The sequence below is a fragment of the Streptomyces sp. NPDC051172 genome (assembly GCF_040682555.1).
Lineage (GTDB): Bacteria > Actinomycetota > Actinomycetes > Streptomycetales > Streptomycetaceae > Streptomyces.
This window is the reverse complement of record NZ_JBFBBE010000078.1, coordinates 1-19,826: the sequence shown is the minus strand read 5'-3', so window position 1 is coordinate 19,826 and position 19,826 is coordinate 1. Positions and strand designations below refer to the sequence as shown.

14 protein-coding genes are annotated in these 19,826 nt (G+C 69.1%); 7 read left to right on the top strand and 7 right to left on the bottom strand.

Annotation, left to right across the window (positions count from 1 at the left end):
* Positions 1–42: 42 nt before the first annotated feature.
* Complete coding sequence (locus AB0N07_RS34730) at positions 43–819, bottom strand: SDR family oxidoreductase (protein ID WP_365842034.1); 777 nt, start codon at positions 817–819, stop codon at positions 43–45.
* A 412-nt stretch (positions 820–1,231) separates the two neighbouring features.
* Here AB0N07_RS34730 and AB0N07_RS34725 point away from each other — a divergent pair, with 412 nt between their 5' ends.
* From AB0N07_RS34725 to AB0N07_RS34715, 3 genes are all read left to right on the top strand, one after another.
* Positions 1,232–2,590, top strand: a complete 1,359-nt coding sequence (locus tag AB0N07_RS34725) for an alpha-amylase family protein (RefSeq protein WP_365842073.1) — start codon at positions 1,232–1,234, stop codon at positions 2,588–2,590.
* A 128-nt stretch (positions 2,591–2,718) separates the two neighbouring features.
* Positions 2,719–3,165: a hypothetical protein gene (locus tag AB0N07_RS34720; RefSeq protein WP_365842032.1), complete on the top strand. Its 447-nt coding sequence runs from the start codon at positions 2,719–2,721 to the stop codon at positions 3,163–3,165.
* The gene (locus AB0N07_RS34715; protein WP_365842030.1) at positions 3,162–4,118 is read left to right on the top strand and encodes a glycoside hydrolase family 30 beta sandwich domain-containing protein; all 957 of its coding nucleotides are present in this window, start codon (positions 3,162–3,164) and stop codon (positions 4,116–4,118) included. Before AB0N07_RS34720 ends, AB0N07_RS34715 begins: the two co-directional genes overlap by 4 nt.
* 7 nt (positions 4,119–4,125) lie before the next feature.
* On the opposite strand, the gene AB0N07_RS34710 is transcribed toward AB0N07_RS34715, so the two are convergent.
* Entirely contained in the window at positions 4,126–6,198 is a 2,073-nt protein-coding gene (locus AB0N07_RS34710) for a carbohydrate-binding module family 20 domain-containing protein (RefSeq protein ID WP_365842028.1), read from the bottom strand.
* A gap of 190 nt (positions 6,199–6,388) precedes the next feature.
* Between AB0N07_RS34710 and pulA the strand changes: the two genes are divergently transcribed.
* The 3 genes from pulA (at position 6,389) to AB0N07_RS34695 (ending at position 13,877) form a co-directional block, all read left to right on the top strand.
* Entirely contained in the window at positions 6,389–11,764 is a 5,376-nt protein-coding gene (gene pulA, locus AB0N07_RS34705; protein WP_365842025.1) for a pullulanase-type alpha-1,6-glucosidase, read from the top strand.
* A gap of 71 nt (positions 11,765–11,835) precedes the next feature.
* Complete coding sequence (locus AB0N07_RS34700; RefSeq protein ID WP_365842023.1) at positions 11,836–13,458, top strand: fused response regulator/phosphatase; 1,623 nt, start codon at positions 11,836–11,838, stop codon at positions 13,456–13,458.
* A 38-nt stretch (positions 13,459–13,496) separates the two neighbouring features.
* Positions 13,497–13,877 carry an isomerase gene (locus tag AB0N07_RS34695; protein ID WP_365842021.1) on the top strand — a complete coding sequence of 127 codons (381 nt, stop codon included), beginning with the start codon at positions 13,497–13,499 and terminating at the stop codon, positions 13,875–13,877.
* On the opposite strand, the gene AB0N07_RS34690 is transcribed toward AB0N07_RS34695, so the two are convergent.
* From AB0N07_RS34690 to AB0N07_RS34670, 5 genes are all read right to left on the bottom strand, one after another.
* Entirely contained in the window at positions 13,863–14,552 is a 690-nt protein-coding gene (locus AB0N07_RS34690) for a TetR/AcrR family transcriptional regulator (RefSeq protein ID WP_365842019.1), read from the bottom strand. The two genes, AB0N07_RS34695 and AB0N07_RS34690, sit on opposite strands and share 15 nt — an antisense overlap.
* 56 nt (positions 14,553–14,608) lie before the next feature.
* A complete protein-coding gene (locus AB0N07_RS34685) occupies positions 14,609–15,649 on the bottom strand; it encodes a PDR/VanB family oxidoreductase (RefSeq protein ID WP_365842017.1) in 1,041 nt (346 codons plus the stop codon).
* On the bottom strand, positions 15,649–16,542 hold the full coding sequence (locus AB0N07_RS34680) for a metal-dependent hydrolase (RefSeq protein ID WP_365842015.1): 894 nt from the start codon (positions 16,540–16,542) through the stop codon (positions 15,649–15,651). The genes AB0N07_RS34685 and AB0N07_RS34680 overlap by 1 nt, the downstream gene beginning before the upstream one ends.
* A 94-nt stretch (positions 16,543–16,636) precedes the next feature.
* Positions 16,637–18,556, bottom strand: a complete 1,920-nt coding sequence (locus AB0N07_RS34675) for a hypothetical protein (RefSeq protein WP_365842013.1) — start codon at positions 18,554–18,556, stop codon at positions 16,637–16,639.
* Between the two features lie 49 nt (positions 18,557–18,605).
* On the bottom strand, positions 18,606–19,157 hold the full coding sequence (locus tag AB0N07_RS34670; protein ID WP_365842011.1) for a tetratricopeptide repeat protein: 552 nt from the start codon (positions 19,155–19,157) through the stop codon (positions 18,606–18,608).
* A 176-nt stretch (positions 19,158–19,333) separates the two neighbouring features.
* Here AB0N07_RS34670 and AB0N07_RS34665 point away from each other — a divergent pair, with 176 nt between their 5' ends.
* Positions 19,334–19,750, top strand: coding sequence for a hypothetical protein (locus AB0N07_RS34665; protein ID WP_365842009.1), 417 nt, complete (start codon positions 19,334–19,336; stop codon positions 19,748–19,750).
* Positions 19,751–19,826: the final 76 nt, after the last annotated feature.

Genomic DNA, 19,826 nt, shown 5'->3' with positions numbered 1-19,826 from the left:
AATTCCTTCCGCCGGAAATGACGTTCCGGGATGCCGTCGGTGTCAACCCCTGGGGAATTCGCCGCCGTCCACGACGAGATTGCTCCCGGTCAGCCAGCTCGCCCGGTCGGACACGAGGAACAGCACCGCGTGGGCGATGTCGTCGGGCTGACCGTCACGGCCCAGCGGGGTGGTGTCGTCGGCGTTGGTCTGACCCGGCGCCAGGTCCAGGCGCGCCCACTGCTGCCGCGTTGCCTCGCCGCCGGGCGTGGCGGTTCTGCCGGGAGTCACGGTGTTGACCCGGATCCCGTGCGGGGCCAGTTCCAAGGACAGTCCCCGGCTGTAGTTCTCCAGTGCCGCCTTCGCAGCCGTGTAGTGCAGGAAAGGCCCTGCGGGAGTGAGGACCGCGGCCGAGGAGACGTGCACGATCACCCCCGAACCCCGGTCCTGCATCCCCGGTACCAGCAGCGAGTCCAGCCGTACCGACGCCAGGTAGTTCAGGTCCAGCGCGTCCTGCCACTCCTCGTCGGGAATGGCCGACGCGCCCTTGTACGGTTGTGCCCCACCCGCGTTGTGGACCAGGATGTCCACCCCGCCGAACACCTCCTGCGCGGCCGCGGCGAGCGCCTCCGCTCCCGCACGGGTCCGCACGTCGGCCTCCACGAAGGCGGCGCCCTCCGGCACCGTGTTCGACGCCGACCTGGCGGTGGTGAGCACTTCGGCGCCCGCGTCCAGGAGTTGGCGCACGACGGCCGCTCCGATTCCGCGTGAGCCACCCGTGACGAGGGCTCGCTTTCCCGCGAGTTCTCGCTTTTCCGATCCGTTCTCGATCGTGGTCATTCCACTGGTCCTCTCGATCGCGTAATTGTCCGCTCGACAGAAACTACGTACGGCACAGAGTGAGAGGCAAAGACGAAATGTCAGCACACGGTATAGGGAGTTCCTATGGCATCCCGGGTCCTTCCGCCGTCGTCGGCGGTCGGCCTCCGGGGCGTCGACCAGCCGGGAGAAGGGGGTGATTGTGAAGGGCATGTCAAGAGCGATGTGAAAGTTCTTGCTCCGGCTTTCAACTCTCTTGCTGTAAAGCTTTCGTTAGCGGTACGTTCACGCCGGCGCCCGGCAACGGAGCCGCGCCGCGGCGCAGGGGGGACCCGACTGAGCCGCTTTCGCAAGGAGTTCGCCTGTGACATCGACCAGTTCGGCGCCCCCGAAGCGCCACAGGAAGCGACGCCGGACCGCCCTCGCGGCCACCCTGACCGTGCTCTCCGCCGCAGCAGCCGCAGCCCTGTGGGCCCCCGGCAGCATCGCATCCGCCTCCCCGCCCGGCACCAAGGACGTCACCGCCGTCCTCTTCGAGTGGAACTTCGCCTCCGTCGCCAAGGAGTGCACCAACACCCTCGGCCCCGCCGGCTATGGATACGTCCAGGTCAGCCCGCCCGCCGAGCACATACAGGGCCCGCAGTGGTGGACCTCGTACCAGCCGGTGAGCTACAAGATCGCGGGCCGGCTCGGAGACGCCACCGCCTTCAAGAACATGATCGACACCTGTCATGCGGCAGGGGTGAAGGTCGTCGTCGACACGGTCATCAACCACATGACGGCGGGCAGCGGCACCGGCACCGGCGGCTCCTCGTACACGAAGTACAACTACCCCGGCCTGTACTCCTCGGCGGACATGGACGACTGCACCTCCACGGTCAGCGACTACACCAACCGCGCCAACGTCCAGAACTGCGAACTCGTCGGCCTCGCCGACCTGGACACCGGCGAGGAGTACGTCCGCGCCACCATCGCCGGCTACATGAACAGCCTCCTCGGCTACGGCGCCGACGGCTTCCGCATCGACGCGGCCAAGCACATCCCGGCGGCCGACCTCGCGAACATCAAGTCCCGGCTGAGCAACCCGTCGGTGTACTGGAAGCAGGAGGTCATCTACGGCGCCGGAGAGGCCGTCCAGCCCACCGAGTACACGGGCAACGGCGACGTCCAGGAGTTCCGCTACGCCTACGACCTCAAGCGGGTCTTCAACAACGAGAAGCTGGCCTACCTCACCAACTACGGCGAGGGCTGGGGTTACATGAACAGCTCGGTGGCGGGTGTCTTCGTCGACAACCACGACACCGAGCGCAACGGCTCGACCCTGAACTACAAGGACGGGGCGAACTACACCCTCGCCAACGTCTTCATGCTGGCCTATCCGTACGGCGCCCCGGACATCAACTCCGGCTACGAATGGTCCGACAAGGACGCGGGACCGCCCAACAACGGACAGGTCAACGCCTGCTGGCAGGACGGCTGGAAGTGCCAGCACGCCTGGCCGGAGATCATCCGCATGGTCGCCTTCCGCAACGCCACCCGCGGCCAGTCGGTGACCAACTGGTGGGACAACGGCAACAACGCCATCGCCTTCGGCCGCGGCAGCAAGGGCTACGTCGCCATCAACCACGAGGCCGGCAGCCTGACCCGCACCTACCAGACGTCGCTGCCCACGGGGACGTACTGCAATGTTCAGAACAACACCAGCGTGACAGTCGACTCCAACGGCCGGTTCACCGCCACCCTCGGCTCCAACACCGCCCTCGCGATCTACGCGGGCAAGGCGAGCTGCTGAGCGGAGGGAAAGCAGAGGATCCACAGCAACCAAAGGGGAACGTGGGATTGACGCTCATCGAGTGTCGTCCTACGTTCCCTGATGTCTGTGGGAGCGCTCCCAGGCGGCGTTCCCGTGAAGGGAGCATCATGCAGCGCAGGCTCAGAAAGTGGGCGTTGACGTCCTTGGCGGCTCTGCTGACGGCCGCCGCCACCACCGCGGCCGCCCTGCCGCAGTCGGCGGCCACCGCCAGGGCGACCATCGACGGCTCGACCACGTACCAGCCGATCGACGGCTTCGGATTCTCCGAGCACTTCGGACGGGCCGCCATCATGAACGGCTCGCAGGGCTTATCCGCCCAGCACCAGAAGGAGATCCTCGACCTGCTGCTCGACCGCAGCACCGGCGCGGGGTTGAGCATCCTGCGCCTGGGCATCGACTCCGGCATCCAGCCCACCGATCCGGGCGGCCCCGACGCGACCCCCGAGTACGTGTGGGACGGCGTCGACAAAGGCCAGGTGTGGCTGGCCAAGCAGGCCAGGGCATACGGCGTGAACCGCTTCTACGCCGATGCCTGGACGGCCCCGGGTATATGAAGACCAACGGCACCGACGCCGACGGCGGCACCCTGTGCGGCCTGTCCGGCGCGACGTGTGCGAGCGGCGACTGGAAGAAGGCGTACGCGAACTTCCTGGTCCAGTACGCCAGGTTCTACCGCCAGGAGGGCATCGGCATCACCGACCTCGGGTTCACCAACGAGCCCGACTGGACGGCGACGTACGACTCCATGCGCCTGACCCCCGCCCAGGCCGTCGAGTTCATCAAGACCTTCGGCCCGATCGCGCGCGCCGCCGGGTACAAGGTCGCCTGCTGCGACTCCTTCGGCTGGGACGAGGAGAAGGCCTACAGCAGCGCGATCGAGGCGGACGCGGAGGCACGCGGTTACGTCGCCACCCACACCGGCCACACCTACGCCAGCAAGGTCGACGGCCCCCTGCCGACGCACAGGCGCAGCTGGATGTCGGAGTGGTCCCCCGACGGCACCACCTGGAACGAGAACTGGGACGACGGCAGCGGCTACGACGGCTTCACCGTCGCCTCCGCGATCCACGACGCCCTCACCAAGGGCAACACCAGCGGCTACGTCTACTGGTACGGCGCCTCGCTGGGCGCCACCCGAGGCCTGATCCAGATGGACGGGGACAGCTACCACGTCTCCAAGCGACTGTGGGCGATGGCCAACTACAGCCGCTTCATCCGCCCGGGAGCCATCCGCATCGGCGCCACGTCCTCCGACTCCGACCTCGAACTGTCGGCGTTCCGCAACACCGACGGCACGGTGACCGTCGTGGCGCTGAACACCTCCACCAGCGCCACTCCGGTGACCTTCGACCTCAGGAACACGAAAACCGCCAAGGGAACGGCGACCCCGTACCTGACCGACGCCACGCACAGCACGGCACAACAGCAGACCGTGGCGGTCAGCGGAAGTTCACTGACCACCACGGTTCCGGCCCGGGCGCTGGTCACCTACACCATCAGGCGATAGAACCCGCTCAGTTCCAGGTGTCGCTCGTGGTGTATCCGGACGAACTGCCCGTCGCGTACGAGCGGTTCGTCCCGGACTCCCAGGTCACGTTCCCGGCGCTGTCCTTCTTGATGTATTTGTACGTGAAGGCCGTGCTCTTGGGGACGATGACCAGCTTGCTCCAGGTCGGGTAGGAGACCGACGACAGCGGGATGGCATCGCTCGTGTTCCAGGTGCCGAGGGAGGCGACGGAGCCGACGACGTAGACATTGGTGCCGTAGTCGGTCGTCGCGTACTCGTTGAAGGTGACGTCGGTGGCGTCGGCATCCGCCACGTTCCAGGAGTTGTCCAGGTTGATCGCCGAAGTGCTTGCGGCAGACGATCTGTCGGCGTTCGACTCCCAGGTGACATTTCCGGACGAATCCTTCTTGAGGTACTTGTAGGTGAAGGACGTGCTGGTCGGCACGCTCACCGCGCCCGACCAGATCGGGTACCCGGACGAGGAGAGCTGGATCGCCTTCGCCGTGTCCCAGCTGCCCAGTGCCGGGATGGAGCCGACGACGTACACGTTCGTGCCCCTCGTCGTCGGCGCGTACTCCTTGAAGGTCGCGGTCACCGTGGAGCCGGAGGAGCCGCCGCCCGTGTCTTCGCAGCCGACCGTGCAGGTGTAGGACGCGTTGTAGAAGGCGACCGCGCTCTTCGCCGGGATGGTGATCGAGGCGCTGCCGCCCGAGACGGTCACCGTGCTCGCGCCGCCGTCGATCACGTTCTTGTACGTGCCGTCGGCCATGCCCGTGGTGAAGGTGTACGTGGCCGGCGAGGAACCGTTGTTGAGGGCGAAGAAGCCCGCGCCCGAGCGCCCGAATCCGATCACGTTCGACGACTTGGTCTGCCAGTCGGAGACGGCGGCGGTGTCGACGGCGTTGTGCCAGGCCACCATGCCGACGACCCCGGTGTCGCGGTCCAGGCAGTACCAGGCGCCGCTGGAGCAGTCGGTGTTCGTCACGAAACCGGACGAGTTCGGCGGGGCCTGGTCGCTCTGGGTCCACTCCCAGCTGGCGTACACCGTCGGGGTCGACCACTTGTAGGCGAGCTGGAAGAGGTTGGCGAGCTTGTAGGTGTCGCCGTCCTTGTAGCTCAAGTGCAGGCCGTTGCGTTCGGTGTCGTGGTTGGTCACGAAGGACACCGAGTCGGCGGCCGGGAGGATGCCGGAGGAGGGCAGGGAGGACAGGTCGCTCACGCTGCCCTGGAACGCCGACTTCAGCTTGCTCGCGTAGGTGAAGTCCAGGACGTCGCCCGAGGCGTAGTAGTCGCTGGGCTGCGGGGTGGAGCCGGGGTAGATCTCCTGGAAGACGTACGGCGCCGTCCCGGACGTCGTGTTCGTCAGCTTGGACTCGATCGCCGCGAGGTCGGCCTCGGGGATGTGCTTGGCCGCGTCGACGCGGAATCCGTCGACGCCGAGGGCGAGCTGGGAGTTGAGGTAGTCGGCGAGGCCCGTGCGGACGTGGTCGGAGCCGGTCCTCAGGTCGGGCAGGCCGAGGAGCTCGCAGTTCTGGACCTGGGTGAGGTTCGAGTAGTCCTGGATGGTCAGGTCGGAAGTGGGGCAGTCCGAGGAGTCGTGGTAGTCCGCGCGGTCCCACTCGGGTGTGTCGTACTTGTTGGTGATCGTCGTGCCGTTGTAGCCGGTGCCGGTCTGTGCGGCGGTGTGGTTGATCACCGCGTCCGTGTAGACCTTGACGCCGGCCTTGTGGCATGCGGTGATCATCGAGGCGAACTGGGCCTTCGTGCCGAAGCGGCTGTTGAGGTCGTAGGAGTAGGGCTGGTAGACGTCCCACCAGAAGTAGTCGGTCTGCTTCAGGGATTCGGCGGGCGGCGCGACCTGGACGGCGCCGTAGCCCGCCGGGCCCAGCACGTTGGTGCACTCGGAGGCAATGGAGTCCCAGTTCCATTCCCAGAGGTTCGCGATGACGTCGCCCTTGGCGGACGTGTCCGCGTGGGCGGTGGTGGCGGGCAGGGCTATCGCGCCGGCGAGTGCCAGCGCGCCGGCGGCCGCGGCACTGGCCGTGCGCCGGAAGACACCCGGGGGTCGGTGTCTGGTCATGTGCGGCTCCCATGAAGGGTGTTTGAGGTTCAACCAGTCGTGAGAGTGGGGGAGCTGAGAAGGACACGTCAAGGTTGGCGTTGAAAGTTCTTGCTATGAGTTTCAAGACTCTTGCTGTAACGCTTGCGTCAGCGGTACGGTCACGCGGGGTCGGACCCAAGAGAGCCGCTGTCGCTAGGAGTTCACACCGGTGATACAAGTCAGACGGGTCGCGGCCGTCGCCGTGGCCGCCCTCGCCGCAGCCCTGATCCAGCCACTCGCGGCACATGCGGACTCTCCGCCCCCGCCGCCCTCCGACGCGAAGCTCGCCGCCGCTCCCGCCCGGCACGACGACACCCGCGAGCAGTTCTACTTCGTCATGCCGGACCGTTTCGCCAACGGAGATGCCGGCAATGACAGAGGAGGGCTGACCGGTTCGCGGCTCAGCACCGGCTACGACCCCACCGACAAGGGCTTCTACCAGGGCGGCGACCTCAAGGGCCTGACCGGGAAGCTCGACTACATCAAGGGCCTCGGCACCACCGCCATCTGGATGGCCCCGATCTTCAAGAACCGTCCCGTGCAGGGGACGGGCAGCAACGCCTCCGCCGGCTACCACGGCTACTGGATCACCGACTTCACGCAGGTCGACCCGCACTTCGGGACCAACAAGGACCTGGAAACCCTCATCGCCAAGGCACACGCCAAGGGCATGAAGGTCTTCTTCGACGTCATCACCAACCACACCGCCGACGTCGTCGACTACAAGGAGAAGTCCTACGACTACCTCTCCAAGGGCGCCTTCCCGTACCTGACCAAGGACGGCCGCCCCTTCGACGACGCCGACTACGCGGACGGCAGCAGGAAGTTCCCCGCCGTCGACGCCGGCTCCTTTCCGCGCACGCCCACCGTCGCCGCCGCGGACAGGAACGCCAAGGTCCCGGCCTGGCTCAACGACCCGACGATGTACCACAACCGCGGTGACTCCACCTTCGCCGGGGAGAGCGCCACGTACGGGGACTTCGGCGGCCTCGACGACCTGTGGACCGAGCGTCCCGAGGTCGTACAGGGCATGGAGAAGATCTACGAGCGCTGGGTGCGCGACTTCGACATCGACGGCTTCCGGATCGACACGGTCAAGCACGTCGACATGGACTTCTGGACCCAGTGGGCGACCGCCCTCGACGCCTACGCGGCCAGGCAGGGGCGCAAGAACTTCTTCATGTTCGGCGAGGTCTACTCCGCCGACACCTCGATCACCTCGCCGTATGTCACCCAGGGCCGCCTCGACGCCACCCTCGACTTCCCCTTCCAGGACGCGGCCCGCAGCTACGCCTCCCAGGGCGGCAGTGCACAGAAGCTCGCCTCGCTCTTCGGCGACGACTACAAGTACACGACCGACAAGGCCAACGCGTACGAGCAGGTCACCTTCCTCGGCAACCACGACATGGGCCGTATCGGGTACTTCCTGAAGCAGGACAACCCGAAGGCCACCGATGCGGAGATCCTCAAGAAGGACGAGCTCGCCAACGAGGTGATGTTCCTCAGCCGCGGCAACCCGGTCGTCTACTACGGCGACGAGCAGGGCTTCACCGGCTCCGGCGGCGACAAGGACGCCCGCCAGACGATGTTCGCCTCCAAGGTCGCCGACTACCTCGACGACGACGAGATCGGCACCGACCGCACCCATGCGAGCGACTCGTACGACACCAGCGCGCCGCTCTACAAGCAGATCGCCGCGCTCGGCAAGCTGCGCAAGGACAACCCCGCCCTCACCGACGGCGTCCAGACGCAGCGGTACGCGGCCGACGGCTCCGGTGTCTACGCGTTCTCGCGTACGGACGCCAGGACCGGCCAGGAGTACGTCGTCGCCCTCAACAACGCCGACGAGACGAAGACGGCGACCTTCGCGACCGGCTCGGCAGCCATGAAGTTCCGTGGGATATACGGGACTTCGGACGACGCCACCTCCGACGCCGACAAGAAGATCACCGTCAGCGTCCCGGCCGGCTCGGCGATCGTCCTGAAGGCGGCGGGCAAGCTCGCCAAGCCCACCACCGCACCCACCCTCACCCTCAAGGCCCCCGACGCCGGCGCCACCGGCACCGTGGAACTCTCGGCCGACGTCGACGGCGGACAGCTCAACCGCGTCGTCTTCGCCGCCCAGGTCGGCGACGGCAAGTGGCGCACGCTCGGCTCCGCCGACCACGCCCCGTACAAGGTCACGCAGACCATCGGCAGGGACGTCCCGGCCGGAACCTCCCTGCGCTACAAGGCAGTTGTCATCGACTCCGCGGGGCACACGGCGAGCGCCACCGCCGCCTCCACCACCGGCACCCCGCCCGCCACGGAGACCCCCACAGCCTCCTCACGGGACTACGCGGTCGTCCACTACAAGCGCACCGACGGCGACTACGACAAGTGGGGTCTGTACGCGTGGGGCGACCTCGCCGACGGCGAGTCGACCACCTGGCCGGCCGGGCACCCCTTCGTCGGCCGGGACGCGTACGGCGCCTTTGCCTACGTCAAGCTGAAGCCGGGCGCCTCCAGTGTCGGATTCCTGGTCGTCGACAAGGACGGCAACAAGGACGTCTCCACCGACCGCACCATCGACGTCACCAAGACCGGCGAGGTCTGGGTCGAACAGGGCAAGGAGGCCGTACAGACGACCCGTCCTGACTACCCGGCGCAGGACAGGACCAAGGCGGTCATTCACTACCACCGCGCCGACGGGAACTACGACGGCTGGGGGCTGCACGTCTGGACCGGTGCCGCGAACCCGACGGACTGGTCGAGCCCGCTGAAGCCGGTGAGGACCGACGCCTATGGCGCGGTCTTCGAGGTGCCGCTCAGCGACGGTGCCACCAGCCTCAGTTACATCATCCACAAGGGTGACGAGAAGGACCTGCCGGCCGACCAGTCGCTCGATCTCAAGTCCAACGGCTACGAGGTGTGGCTGTTGAACGGCCAGGAGAAGTACCTGCTGCCGCAGCCCGCGGGTTCCGCCGCCGCGCTCGACCTGACCACCTCCAAGGCGATCTGGATCGACCGGAACACGGTCGCCTGGAACGGCTCCGACGCCGCCGCCTCCACCCAGCTGCTCTACTCCCGCGACGGCTCGATCGCAGTCAAGGACTCCGCGCTGACCAGCGACGACGAGCGTTGGCTGCGCCTTGCGAAGACCACCCTCACCGACGCCCAGAAGGCCAGGTTCCCGTATCTGAAGGACTACACGGCCTGGTCCGTGGACCCACGCGACCGCGACCGGGTGCGCGAGGCCCTCGACGGCCAGATCGTCGCCTCCCAGCGGGCCGCCAACGGCGCCGTGCTCGCGGCGACCGGCGTCCAGATCGCCGGCGTCCTCGACGACGTGTACGCGGACGCGACCAAGGCCGAGCTGGGGCCGACGTTCCACAAGGGCCGTCCCACGCTTGCCGTGTGGGCGCCGACCGCGCAGAGCGTGGCGCTGGAGCTCGACGGCTCGCTCAAGCAGATGAAGCGCGACGACTCCACCGGCGTCTGGTCCGTCAACGGCCCGCCGTCCTGGAAGAACAAGCCCTACCGGTACGTCGTGAAGGTGTGGGCGCCCAGCGTCCGCAAGGTCGTCACCAACAAGGTCACCGACCCGTACTCGGTCGCCCTCACCGCGAACTCCGAGCGCAGCCTCGTCGTCGACCTGGACGACAGGTCCCTCGCGCCGAGCGGCTGGTCGAGCCTCGCCAAGCCCAAGGCCGTACCGCTCAAGGACGCCCAGATCCAGGAGCTGCACATCAGGGACTTCTCCGTCGCGGACAAGACCGTACCGGCGAAGGACCAGGGCACCTATCTCGCCTTCACCGACCGGAACAGCGACGGCTCCAAGCACCTGCGGCAACTCGCGAAGTCGGGTACGTCGTACGTCCATCTGCTGCCGGCCTTCGACTTCGCGACCGTCCCGGAGAAGAAGGCGGACCAGGCGACGACGGACTGCGACCTCGCCTCCTACGCCGCCGACTCCGACAAGCAGCAGGAGTGCGTCGCGAAGACCGCCGCGAAGGACGCCTACAACTGGGGCTACGACCCGTTCCACTACACGGTCCCCGAGGGCTCGTACGCGACCGACCCGGACGGGACCGGCCGTACCGTCGAGTTCCGCAAGATGGTGAAGGGGCTCAACCAGGACGGGCTGCGGGTCGTCATGGACGTCGTCTACAACCACACGGCGGCCGCCGGTGAGGCCGACACCAGCGTCCTCGACAAGGTGGTGCCCGGCTACTACCAGCGCCTCCTCGCGGACGGCTCGGTCGCCAACAGCACGTGCTGTGCGAACACGGCCACCGAGAACTCCATGATGGGCAAGCTGGTCGTCGACTCGGTCGTCACCTGGGCCAAGGAGTACAAGGTCGACGGCTTCCGCTTCGACCTCATGGGGCACCAGCCGAAGGCCAACCTCCTCGCCGTGCGCAAGGCGCTCGACGCGCTGACCCTCGCGAAGGACGGCGTCGACGGCAAGAAGATCATCATGTACGGCGAGGGCTGGAACTTCGGCGAGGTCGCCGACGACGCCCGCTTCGTGCAGGCCACCCAGAAGAACATGGCCGGAACCGGCATCGCGACCTTCTCGGACCGCGCCCGTGACGCCGTGCGCGGCGGCAGCCCCTTCGACTCCGACCCCGGCGTCCAGGGCTTCGCCTCCGGCCTGTACACCGACCCCAACTCGTCCACCGCGAACGGCACTTCGGCCGAGCAGAAGGCCCGGCTCCTGCACTACCAGGACCTGATCAAGGTCGGTCTGTCCGGCAACCTCGCCGAGTACCGCTTCACCGACACCGACGGCAAGGAGGTCACCGGCGCTGAGGTGGACTACAACGGCCGGCCGGCCGGTTACGCGGACGCGCCCGGTGACGCCGTCGCCTACGCCGACGCACACGACAACGAGTCCCTCTTCGACGCCCTCACCTACAAGCTGCCCGCCTCGACGAGCGCAGCCGACCGGGCCAGGATGCAGGTCCTCGCGATGGCGACGGCCACCCTCTCGCAGGGCCCGTCCCTCTCGCAGGCGGGCTCCGACCTGCTGCGTTCCAAGTCCCTGGACCGCAACTCGTTCGACAGCGGCGACTGGTTCAACGCCATCCACTGGAACTGCACGGACGGCAACGGCTTCGGGCGGGGGCTGCCGATGGCGGCCGACAACCAGTCCAAGTGGCCGTATGCGAAGCCGCTGCTGAACTCGGTGCGGGTCGGCTGCCCGCAGATCGAGGGAGCCTCGGCCGCCTACCAGGACCTCTTGAAGATCCGTTCGACGGACGGCGTCTTCTCGCTCGACACGGCCGCGCAGGTGCAGTCGAAGCTGTCCTTCCCGCTGTCCGGGAAGGACGAGACACCCGGCGTGATCACCATGGTCCTCGGTGACCTGGTCGTCGTCTTCAACGCGACGCCGAGCAGGCAGGAGCAGCGCGTCGACTCCCTGGCCGGAACCGGCTACCGGCTGCACCCGGTGCAGGCGGCGGGCGCCGACCCTATCGTCAAGAGCTCTTCCTATGAGCGGAAATCGGGCACGTTCGCCGTTCCGGGGCGCAGTGTCGCAATATTCTCCCGGATCTCCTGATAGGAGCCTTACCTTTGGTGGGGCAGGCCGAATCCCGGTCTGCCCCACCGGCGTTGTCCCAAGGCTGGAAGATGGACCTCAACGGCAAGCTCACAGACACGACCGTGCTGGTCGTGGACGACGTCGCGGCCAGCCGGTACGCGATGGGTACGGTGCTGCGCCGGGCCGGACACCAGGTCGTACCGGTCGCCACCGGCCAGCAGGCGCTCGTCGAACTCGACGTACGGCTGCGCAAGGGCCTCCTGCCCGACGTGGCCCTCGTCGACATCAACCTGCCGGACATGAGCGGCTTCGAACTGTGCCGGCGGCTCAAGGACCGGCCGCACATGGCGGGCCTGCCCGTCGTGCACTTCTCGGCCGCCGCCGCGGCCCCGGCCAACCGCTGCCAGGGGCTGGACGCGGGCGCCGAGATCTATCTGACGGTGCCCGCCGAGCCCGAGGAGATCGAGGCGGTGGTCCGGTCCGCGGTGCGCACCGCCCGGCTGCGGGCCGACGACCAGGCGCTGGTACGACGGCTGACACTGCTGTCCCAGGCGATCGTCACCATCCAGGCCGCACGTTCCCTCCAGGAACTCGCCGACGCCGCCGCCGACGGCACCGCGCGGCTCATCGGCGGCCCCGCCGCCGTCTTCGTCCTGGGCCCGGACGACGAGCTGTACAGCGGCCTCTCCCGGGACCGCACCTCCCTCGCCCTGCCGGACGCGGGCGCCCACCGCACCGTGGCCGGTCTGCTGCGGCGGCTGACCCGCGGACAGGCCGGGGTGCAGATCACCACCGTGCCCGCGCCGCTGTGGCCCGCCGGGTTCTTCCGGCCCGGCATGCAGCACGACGCCCGGCTGGCCCTGGTCCTCACCCAGGACGGGCAGGCCCCCGTCTGCCTGGCCACGCCCACCCGCGGGGTGCGCAGGGTGAACCCGGAGGAGGAGGCCCTGGTGGCCCAGCTGGCGCAGGCCGTCGCGCTCGCCGCCGAGCCGCTGCTCATGTACCAGGTCGAGCGGCATGTCGCCCTCACCCTCCAGCACAGCTTCCTGCCCCAGCCGCACCGGCTGCCCGAACTGCCCGGCATCGACGTCGAGGTCCGCTACGTACCCGCGTCCCGGGAGACCGAGATCGGCGGCGACTTCTACGCGGCCCTGCGCACCGACGAGGGCGTGCTCACCGCGGTCGGCGACGTCGTCGGGCACTCGCTGGAGGCGGCCACCGTGATGGTCGAGATACGGCATGCGCTGCGCGCCTACTGCGTCGAGGAGAGCGACCCGGCATTGCTCGCCGAGCGGCTCGACCGGATGCTGCAGCACTACCACCCGGACGTCACCGCCACCGTCTGCCTCGTCCTGATCGACCCCGAGACCGGGCGGACCCGGATCGCCAACGCCGGTCACATCCCACCGCTGATCCTGCGGCACGAGGCAGACGCCGAGTACGCCAAGGCCGACGGCCCGCTGCTCGGCCTCGGCCTGCCGCATCCGCCGCCCACCGAGATGTTCCTGGAGCCGGGCGACCGGCTCCTCATGGTCACCGACGGCCTGATCGAGACCCGGGGCACGGACCTGAGCCTCTCGATGGAGCAGCTCCGCTCGGCTGCCGTCGGCGCGCTGCCCGGCCTGGACGCACTGTGTGAAACCCTCCTGGCCTGCTTCGGGCACGACCGCGAGGACGACATCGCGATGCTCGCGCTCCAGCTGAGGAATTAGGCTGATCCTGTCGCTGCCGTTCTCGATCAGGAGTGCCCATGCCGCAGATCACCGTCGACCACTCGAAGGCGATCCATTTCGACCGGGAGGGCTTCGCCCACGACCTGCACACCGCGCTCGTCGAGATCGCGGCCGCCAAGCCGGAGGCCTGCAAGACGCAGTTCCGCGCGTCCGAGGTCACCGCGTACGGCTACGAGGATCCCCTGGACCAGGGGCACGCCGTGGTGCACGTCATGATCGGACTGCTCGCGGGCCGCACCGAGGAGACGAAGGAGAAGCTCACCGAGACCGTCCTCGAGCTGCTGAAGAAGCATGTGGCGGACGACGGCCCAGCGGTCCTGCACGCCTCCGCCGAGGTCCGGGACCTCGACCCGTCGTACCGGAAGTTCGAGCGTCAGACAGTCCTACGACGCCAGTGAGAGCAACCGGGCGACCAGGTCCGCGAACGGGCCGTCCGGTGGCTCGTCCTTGACCATGCGGCGCAGCAGCGCGCCCATCTCGTCGTCGTAGGCCGCGCTCACCGCCGCCAGTGCTGCGAAGTCGTGGACCAGTTGGGCTTCCAGTTCGGCGCGGGGGATGCGGCGGCCGTCCAGCCAGATCAGGGCCGTCGACTCGGCCAGGGAGATCCAGGAGCGTACGACCAGTTCCAGGCGGGCGGGCGGGTCCTGGACGTCCAGGTGCGACAGGATCTGTTCGTACGCGGCCTGGCGCACGGAGTCGATGAGGGCGTTGGTGGCCGAGGAGCCTACTGCCGGGCCGCCGCGCATCAGTGCGGAGAAACCGGGGCCGTGGTCCTCCACGAAGTCGAAGAAGCGGCGCATCGCCCGCAGCAGCCGTGCGCCCAGCGGGCCCTCCTGCGGCTCTCTGAACCGGCCCGCCAGATCCTCCGCCGCGCGCTTCAACGCGGCCTCGTACAGGCTGAGTTTGCCCGGGAAGTAGTGGTACACCAGCGGGCGTGAGATGCCCGCGGCGGCGGCTATCTCGTCGATGGAGACGTCGTCGGGAGAGCGTTGGCTGAACAGTTCGAGGGCGACGCCGATCAACTGCTGCCGCCGCTCCTCGACTCCCATTCTGCGGCGTACCCCGGTAGTCATGCGAACACCTTACCGATCGGATCCGGCCCGGAACGGTCCGGTCCGGCCACCGGTGTTCACATATCCAGCACGAGTCGCTCACTTCGTGCCCGCGAAACGCAGATCAGCATCGAGTCGGCACGCTCGGCGTCCGTCAGCAGTTCGTCCCGGTGCTCCACCTCGCCCTCCAGGACCCGCTGCCCGCAGGTTCCGCAGAAGCCCTGCTCACAGGAGTAGGCGGTGTTCGGCAGCGCGGCGCGCACGGCGGCCAGCACGGTCGAGTCGGCCGGCACGGTCAACGTCCGTCCGCTGCGCCGGAGTTCGACCTCGAAGGCGCCGTTGCCGTCGGCCGACGTACGCGGTGTGAACCGTTCGAGGCGGACCTGCGGGAACTGCTCCTCCACCGCGGCGATGAGCCCCTCCGGGCCGCAGCAGTACACGGCGGCATCCTCGGCCGTACCCGCCAACAGACCGTCGAGATCGGGCAGTCCGTCCTCGTCCTCGGCGACTACGGTCACCCGGTCACCGCCCAGCTTCTCGAGCTCCTCCAGGAACGGCATCGACGCCCGCGTCCGCCCGCCGTACACCAGCCGCCAATCCGTGCCCTCCCCGAGCGCCCGAAGCATCGGCAGCACGGGAGTGATCCCGATGCCGCCGACGACGAAGACGTACGACGGGGCCTCGACGAGCGGGAAGCGGTTCCGCGGCCCGCGCACCTCCAGCTCCATCCCCTCCGCGACCTGCTCGTGCACCTCGCGCGAGCCGCCGCGCCCGTCCTCGACGAGCCGGGTGGCGACGGTGTACGACGAGATGTCCTGCGGGTCGCCGCACAGCGAGTACTGCCGCACAAGACCCGAAGGCAGTACGAGGTCGAGATGCGCGCCGGGCTCCCAGCTCGGCAAGTCCCTTCCTTCCAGGCGTAGTTGTACGACGCCGTCGGCGACCGTCTCGCGCGAGGCGACCAGCATCTTCAGTGCCCGCGACCGCGGCCGCCCGGAGGTCGGGGTCTCCAGGGCGGGCATCGGCCACAGCGGCGAGGTCCGGATGCGGCTCCGCATCGCCCGCCTGACCAGCATCGCGGCACCCGCTACGACCACGACCGTGCGCAGCTTCGGCATCACAGGGCTCCCTTCTCCGCCGCGAGTGCCGCGACCGCCGCCGGGGAGGAGGCGAGATAGGCGACGGCCTGCTCGGTGGAGCCCTCCTGGGAGGGGTGGTAGCCGCGGCTGAGGTACCGCGGGATGGACCTGAGCATGTCGCCGGTCGCGGGCAGCATGCCCCGCCTGCCGCGCACGTAGAGGTCCTTGAAGCTCGCGCGGCCGTCGATCAGCGTCGGATCGTTCTCCATGAAGAAGCGCGCCCCGCGCTGCCACAGGAAGACCAGTGCCGTGAACGCGGTGGCCCAGGTGCGCACGCGCCGCCGGTAGCCGCCGTCGACGTGCATGAACAAGTCGAAGGCGACGGACCGGTGCTCGACCTCCTCCGCGCCGTGCCAGCGCAGCAGATCCAGCATGGTCGGGTCGGCGCCCCGCCGGTCCAGCTCCCCGGCGTTGAGGACCCAGTTGCCGAGGAACGCGGTGTAGTGCTCGATCGCCGCGATGATCGCGACCCGCTCCATCAGCCACCACCTGCGCGCCCTGCCCGGTGGCAGCGTCCGGTCGCCGAGCAGCTTCTCGAAGAACCAGTCGACCTGCGCGGTGTACGGCGTCGGATCGAGCCCGAGCTCCTTCAGGTGCGGCAGGACCTCGTCGTGGGCCTGCGAGTGCATCGCCTCCTGCCCGATGAACCCGATGACGTCCTCGCGCAGCCGCTCGTCCCGGATGTACGGCAGCACCTGCTTGTAGACGTGCACGAACCACCGCTCACCGGCGGGCAGCAGCAGATGCAGCACATTGATGGTGTGCGTGGTGAAGGGATCCCCAGGCACCCAGTGCAGCGGGGTCTCCTCCCACGAGAAGGACACCTTCCGCGCCTTGAGAGCGCCCCGCTCCGAGGCCTGCGTGTTGGACATGGCGTCAATGTACTGACGGGTAAGTCGGAGGGGAACCCTTCGACGGGGACTTGTTGACGCCGGTGTCAGCAAGGGCTTCCGGGGAGGAGAGCCGCTAGTGCAGTCCGCTGACGGAGCGACCGTCCTCCAGGGTCCCCGCCAGCTCGGCCCGCACCCCCTGCTCGGCCCGTACGGCCAGCAGGCTGCCCGGGGTGGAGGCGCTGACCCCTCCCGTCGTACGGATCGACGAGGTTCCGGGGCTGCCGGCCGCGAGGAGGTACCAGTTCTTCGCCTCCGACTTCCACAGCACCCCGGCGAGCACATGCGGGTCCTTCGCCCCGCATGCCGGTACGTTCTCCGCCTTCGCGGCGACCGCCCCGTACGCGCCGCCCGGCGTGTGGAACTGCGCCAGCACCCGCGTCCCGCCGCCCCGCCAGGTGTCGGCCCGGGTGCACACCCAGTCCGCCGCACCGCTCGCGTCGGGCAGCGGCTGCCGGCTGTACGCCCAGGCGTTGACCGTGCGCACGCCCGCCGAGCGCATCGAGGCCAGCGAGCAGGCGTACGGCGCCCAGGTGCGCAGGGCCGGGGCGCCGGTGACCTCATGGGTGGCGTCGGGCCGTCCGGTGGTGAGATGGGCGGGCACCAGCTCGCCGAGGTCGGTGCTGAGGCGGGTGCCGGTGGCGTCGGTGAGCTGGAGCACCTTCCACGATGTGCAGTCGCCGGTCCCGGCGGCGGGGCCGGCCAGTGGTGCCGTGACACCGCCGGTCAGCGCGAGGGGCGTCGTGCCGGTGGCCGGCTTGAGGAGGTCCCGCTCTGCGGCCTGCTTCACCCAGGGGGCCGTCAGATAGCGGACATTGCCGTCCGCCCGGTCCAGGACCAGGGCGTTCGCCTCGGAGCGGTCGGCGCCGTCGACCCGTGCGAAGTCGAGGGCGGCGCCCTTCGTGCCGCTCTTCGGCTCGGCGTACCGGGCGATGCGCAGACCGTCGTAGAGCATCACCACCCGTGCGCTGTCGACGGTCCCGGCGTACAGCAGCTGGGGCGGGCCGGAGGGGCCGCCGGACGGGGTGCCGGGGGTCGCGGAGACCTGGACGGTCTCGCCGGGGCGGGCCCAGACGGCGAGGGCGCGGCGCAGCAGGGCCTTGTCGCCGGTGAGGTCGCCGCGGGCCGGCCAGACGGAGAAGTCGGTGCGCGCGGAGGTCGTCCAGGCGGTGGGGGCGACCCGCAGCAGCCTGGCCGGGTCGAGGGCGGCTTCGGCCGCCGGGTTCTGCGCGTACACGGGGGCGGCGGCGCCGTCGGGGCTCCAGCCGTCCCCGGGCAGACCGAGCAGGACCCCGCACACGGCGACGGCCGCCGCGGCGGCGAGCGCGGCCCTGGTGTGCTGTCTGCGCCGCATCAGGTCGGTGGGCCGGGCGTGCAGTGAGCAGGGGTCGAATTCGGGGGAGTCGAGCAGGGCGTACTGCTCCGGGACCTCGTCGGCCTGCCGGAGTGCGCCCTGCGGGTCCTCGCAGCCGGCGGCGGTCAGCACCTCGACCACGTCAGCGTCGGGGAGTTCCTCCAGGCCGCGCAGGACATAGGCGGCGCGGCCGGGGCCGGACAGGGCGGACAGGCGCTGGTCCAGGGCGAGTTCGTCGGCACCGCCCGAGCGCGGGAAGAGGCGCAGGCCCCACACCTGGGGGAGCAGCGGCGGCAGCTGGGACCGCTTGGGGAGCGCCGTGCGCTTCAGCGGCAGGCCCGCCTCCAGTGCCGTACGCAGCACCTGGAGGCGGACGAAGGCATACCCGGGGTCGCCGTTGCGCCCGGTCGAGCGGGCCGGGATGGCGGGCGCCTGTGCCCGGCCGCGGGGCAGGGCGCGCTGGGTGAGTGCGTGTGCGGTCACCACGCGCCGGTTGCGGCCGAGGCTCGGCGGCAGCACCAGGTAGGCGAGCCGGACCAGCCGCGGGTAGTGCTCGACGAGCGCGGCCTCGGCCTGTTCGACGTCGACGGCCAGGTCGGAAGGGGACGGTGCGGGGCGCGGGGCGACATCCTGTGACTGCACGTTCAGCAAAACGAGCGAATCGTGGGATAGTCACCGCCGCGCGGGTGACTCAGCCCTCGGGCTCGACCAGTGCCCGTGCGTAGTTACCCATCGAGCGCTGGTAGCGGGGGAGATGGGGCGCCAGGGCGCCGAGCACCAGGGAGAGCCCTTCGCGGTCCCGGCCGAGACTGGACAGGCACAGCGCCAGACACGCCCGTACCGCGTCGTCCAACTCGTCGGAGGGCGCGTCCAGTTCCGGCGTCAGCAGCTTGACGCCCTCCTCCGCATGCCCGGTGTTCCTGAGCGAACTGGACAACTGGATCTTGGCCCTGCGCCCCTTGTACTGGCTGACCTCGCTCAGCCCGCGCGCCAGCGCCTCCTGGTACAGCGGTACGGCCTTGTCCGAGTGCCCGGTGGAGTCCCAGGCACAGGCCTGCTCGAAGAGACCGAGCGGGCTGCCCTCGGGCACCTCGGCGGCGAGGGCGTCGATCAGATCCCTGAAGTCGGCGGCCCCCGCAGCGGAGCTGCTAATGGATGCAGCCTCCGGATAGTCGTCGAAAGTGGCCCAGGCGGCGGTCACGCGATCTTCCCAGTCTTGGTTCACCGGAGCACCTTCGCACACGCGTGCACGGCAGACACCCGTATTTTTGAGCGCGCCAGCCTTCACAGCCGTATCGAAGGGGACGGGCCCTTAGGGCCTGGCCGGCAAATTCCCGCCTGCCCAGCGACCCGCCCTCCGGGCGGACGACGGGAATTTGCCGGCCAGGCCCGGGCCAGCAGAGCGACCCGGAGGAACAGATGAGGTTGACCCGACCGATGCTCGCCGTGGCCACAACCGCAGGCGTCCTGGCGCTGGCGGGCTGTGGAACCGGAAACAGCGACGCGGCCGCCAAGGTCCCGACCGCCGCCACCGGCAGTCTGGAGAGCCTGGCGGCCAGGGCGAAGTGCAAGCCGGACATGCAGATCGACTCCGACGAGGTCCGCCAGGCGATCTGCACGACCTCCGACGGCAAGTACGTCTTCGCCACCTTCGCCACCGACCGCGGCCAGCGCGAGTGGATCAACGACGCGAAGGACTACGGCGGTTTCTACCTCGTCGGCCGCAAGTGGGTCGCCGTCGGCGAGGACAAGGTGGTCAAGGCGCTGCAGCACACGCTCGGCGGCGACGAGGAGATCGGCACCAACCACAGCGCGCACACCGGCCACAACGGCTGAGCTTCGCGGCACATACGAAAAGCGGGCGGTGGGGGTTTCCCACCCCCCGCGTTGCTAGGGCCTCGTCACTGGCCAC

What these genes read in the sequence shown, in the direction of transcription:
- AB0N07_RS34730 (WP_365842034.1), bottom strand. Translation starts at nt 819, where the DNA reads ATGACCACGATCGAGAACGGATCGGAAAAGCGAGAACTCGCGGGAAAG.
- AB0N07_RS34720 (WP_365842032.1), top strand. Translation starts at nt 2,719, where the DNA reads ATGCAGCGCAGGCTCAGAAAGTGGGCGTTGACGTCCTTGGCGGCTCTG.
- AB0N07_RS34715 (WP_365842030.1), top strand. Translation starts at nt 3,162, where the DNA reads ATGAAGACCAACGGCACCGACGCCGACGGCGGCACCCTGTGCGGCCTG.
- AB0N07_RS34710 (WP_365842028.1), bottom strand. Translation starts at nt 6,198, where the DNA reads ATGACCAGACACCGACCCCCGGGTGTCTTCCGGCGCACGGCCAGTGCC.
- AB0N07_RS34700 (WP_365842023.1), top strand. Translation starts at nt 11,836, where the DNA reads ATGGACCTCAACGGCAAGCTCACAGACACGACCGTGCTGGTCGTGGAC.
- AB0N07_RS34695 (WP_365842021.1), top strand. Translation starts at nt 13,497, where the DNA reads ATGCCGCAGATCACCGTCGACCACTCGAAGGCGATCCATTTCGACCGG.
- AB0N07_RS34690 (WP_365842019.1), bottom strand. Translation starts at nt 14,552, where the DNA reads ATGACTACCGGGGTACGCCGCAGAATGGGAGTCGAGGAGCGGCGGCAG.
- AB0N07_RS34685 (WP_365842017.1), bottom strand. Translation starts at nt 15,649, where the DNA reads ATGCCGAAGCTGCGCACGGTCGTGGTCGTAGCGGGTGCCGCGATGCTG.
- AB0N07_RS34680 (WP_365842015.1), bottom strand. Translation starts at nt 16,542, where the DNA reads ATGTCCAACACGCAGGCCTCGGAGCGGGGCGCTCTCAAGGCGCGGAAG.
- AB0N07_RS34665 (WP_365842009.1), top strand. Translation starts at nt 19,334, where the DNA reads ATGAGGTTGACCCGACCGATGCTCGCCGTGGCCACAACCGCAGGCGTC.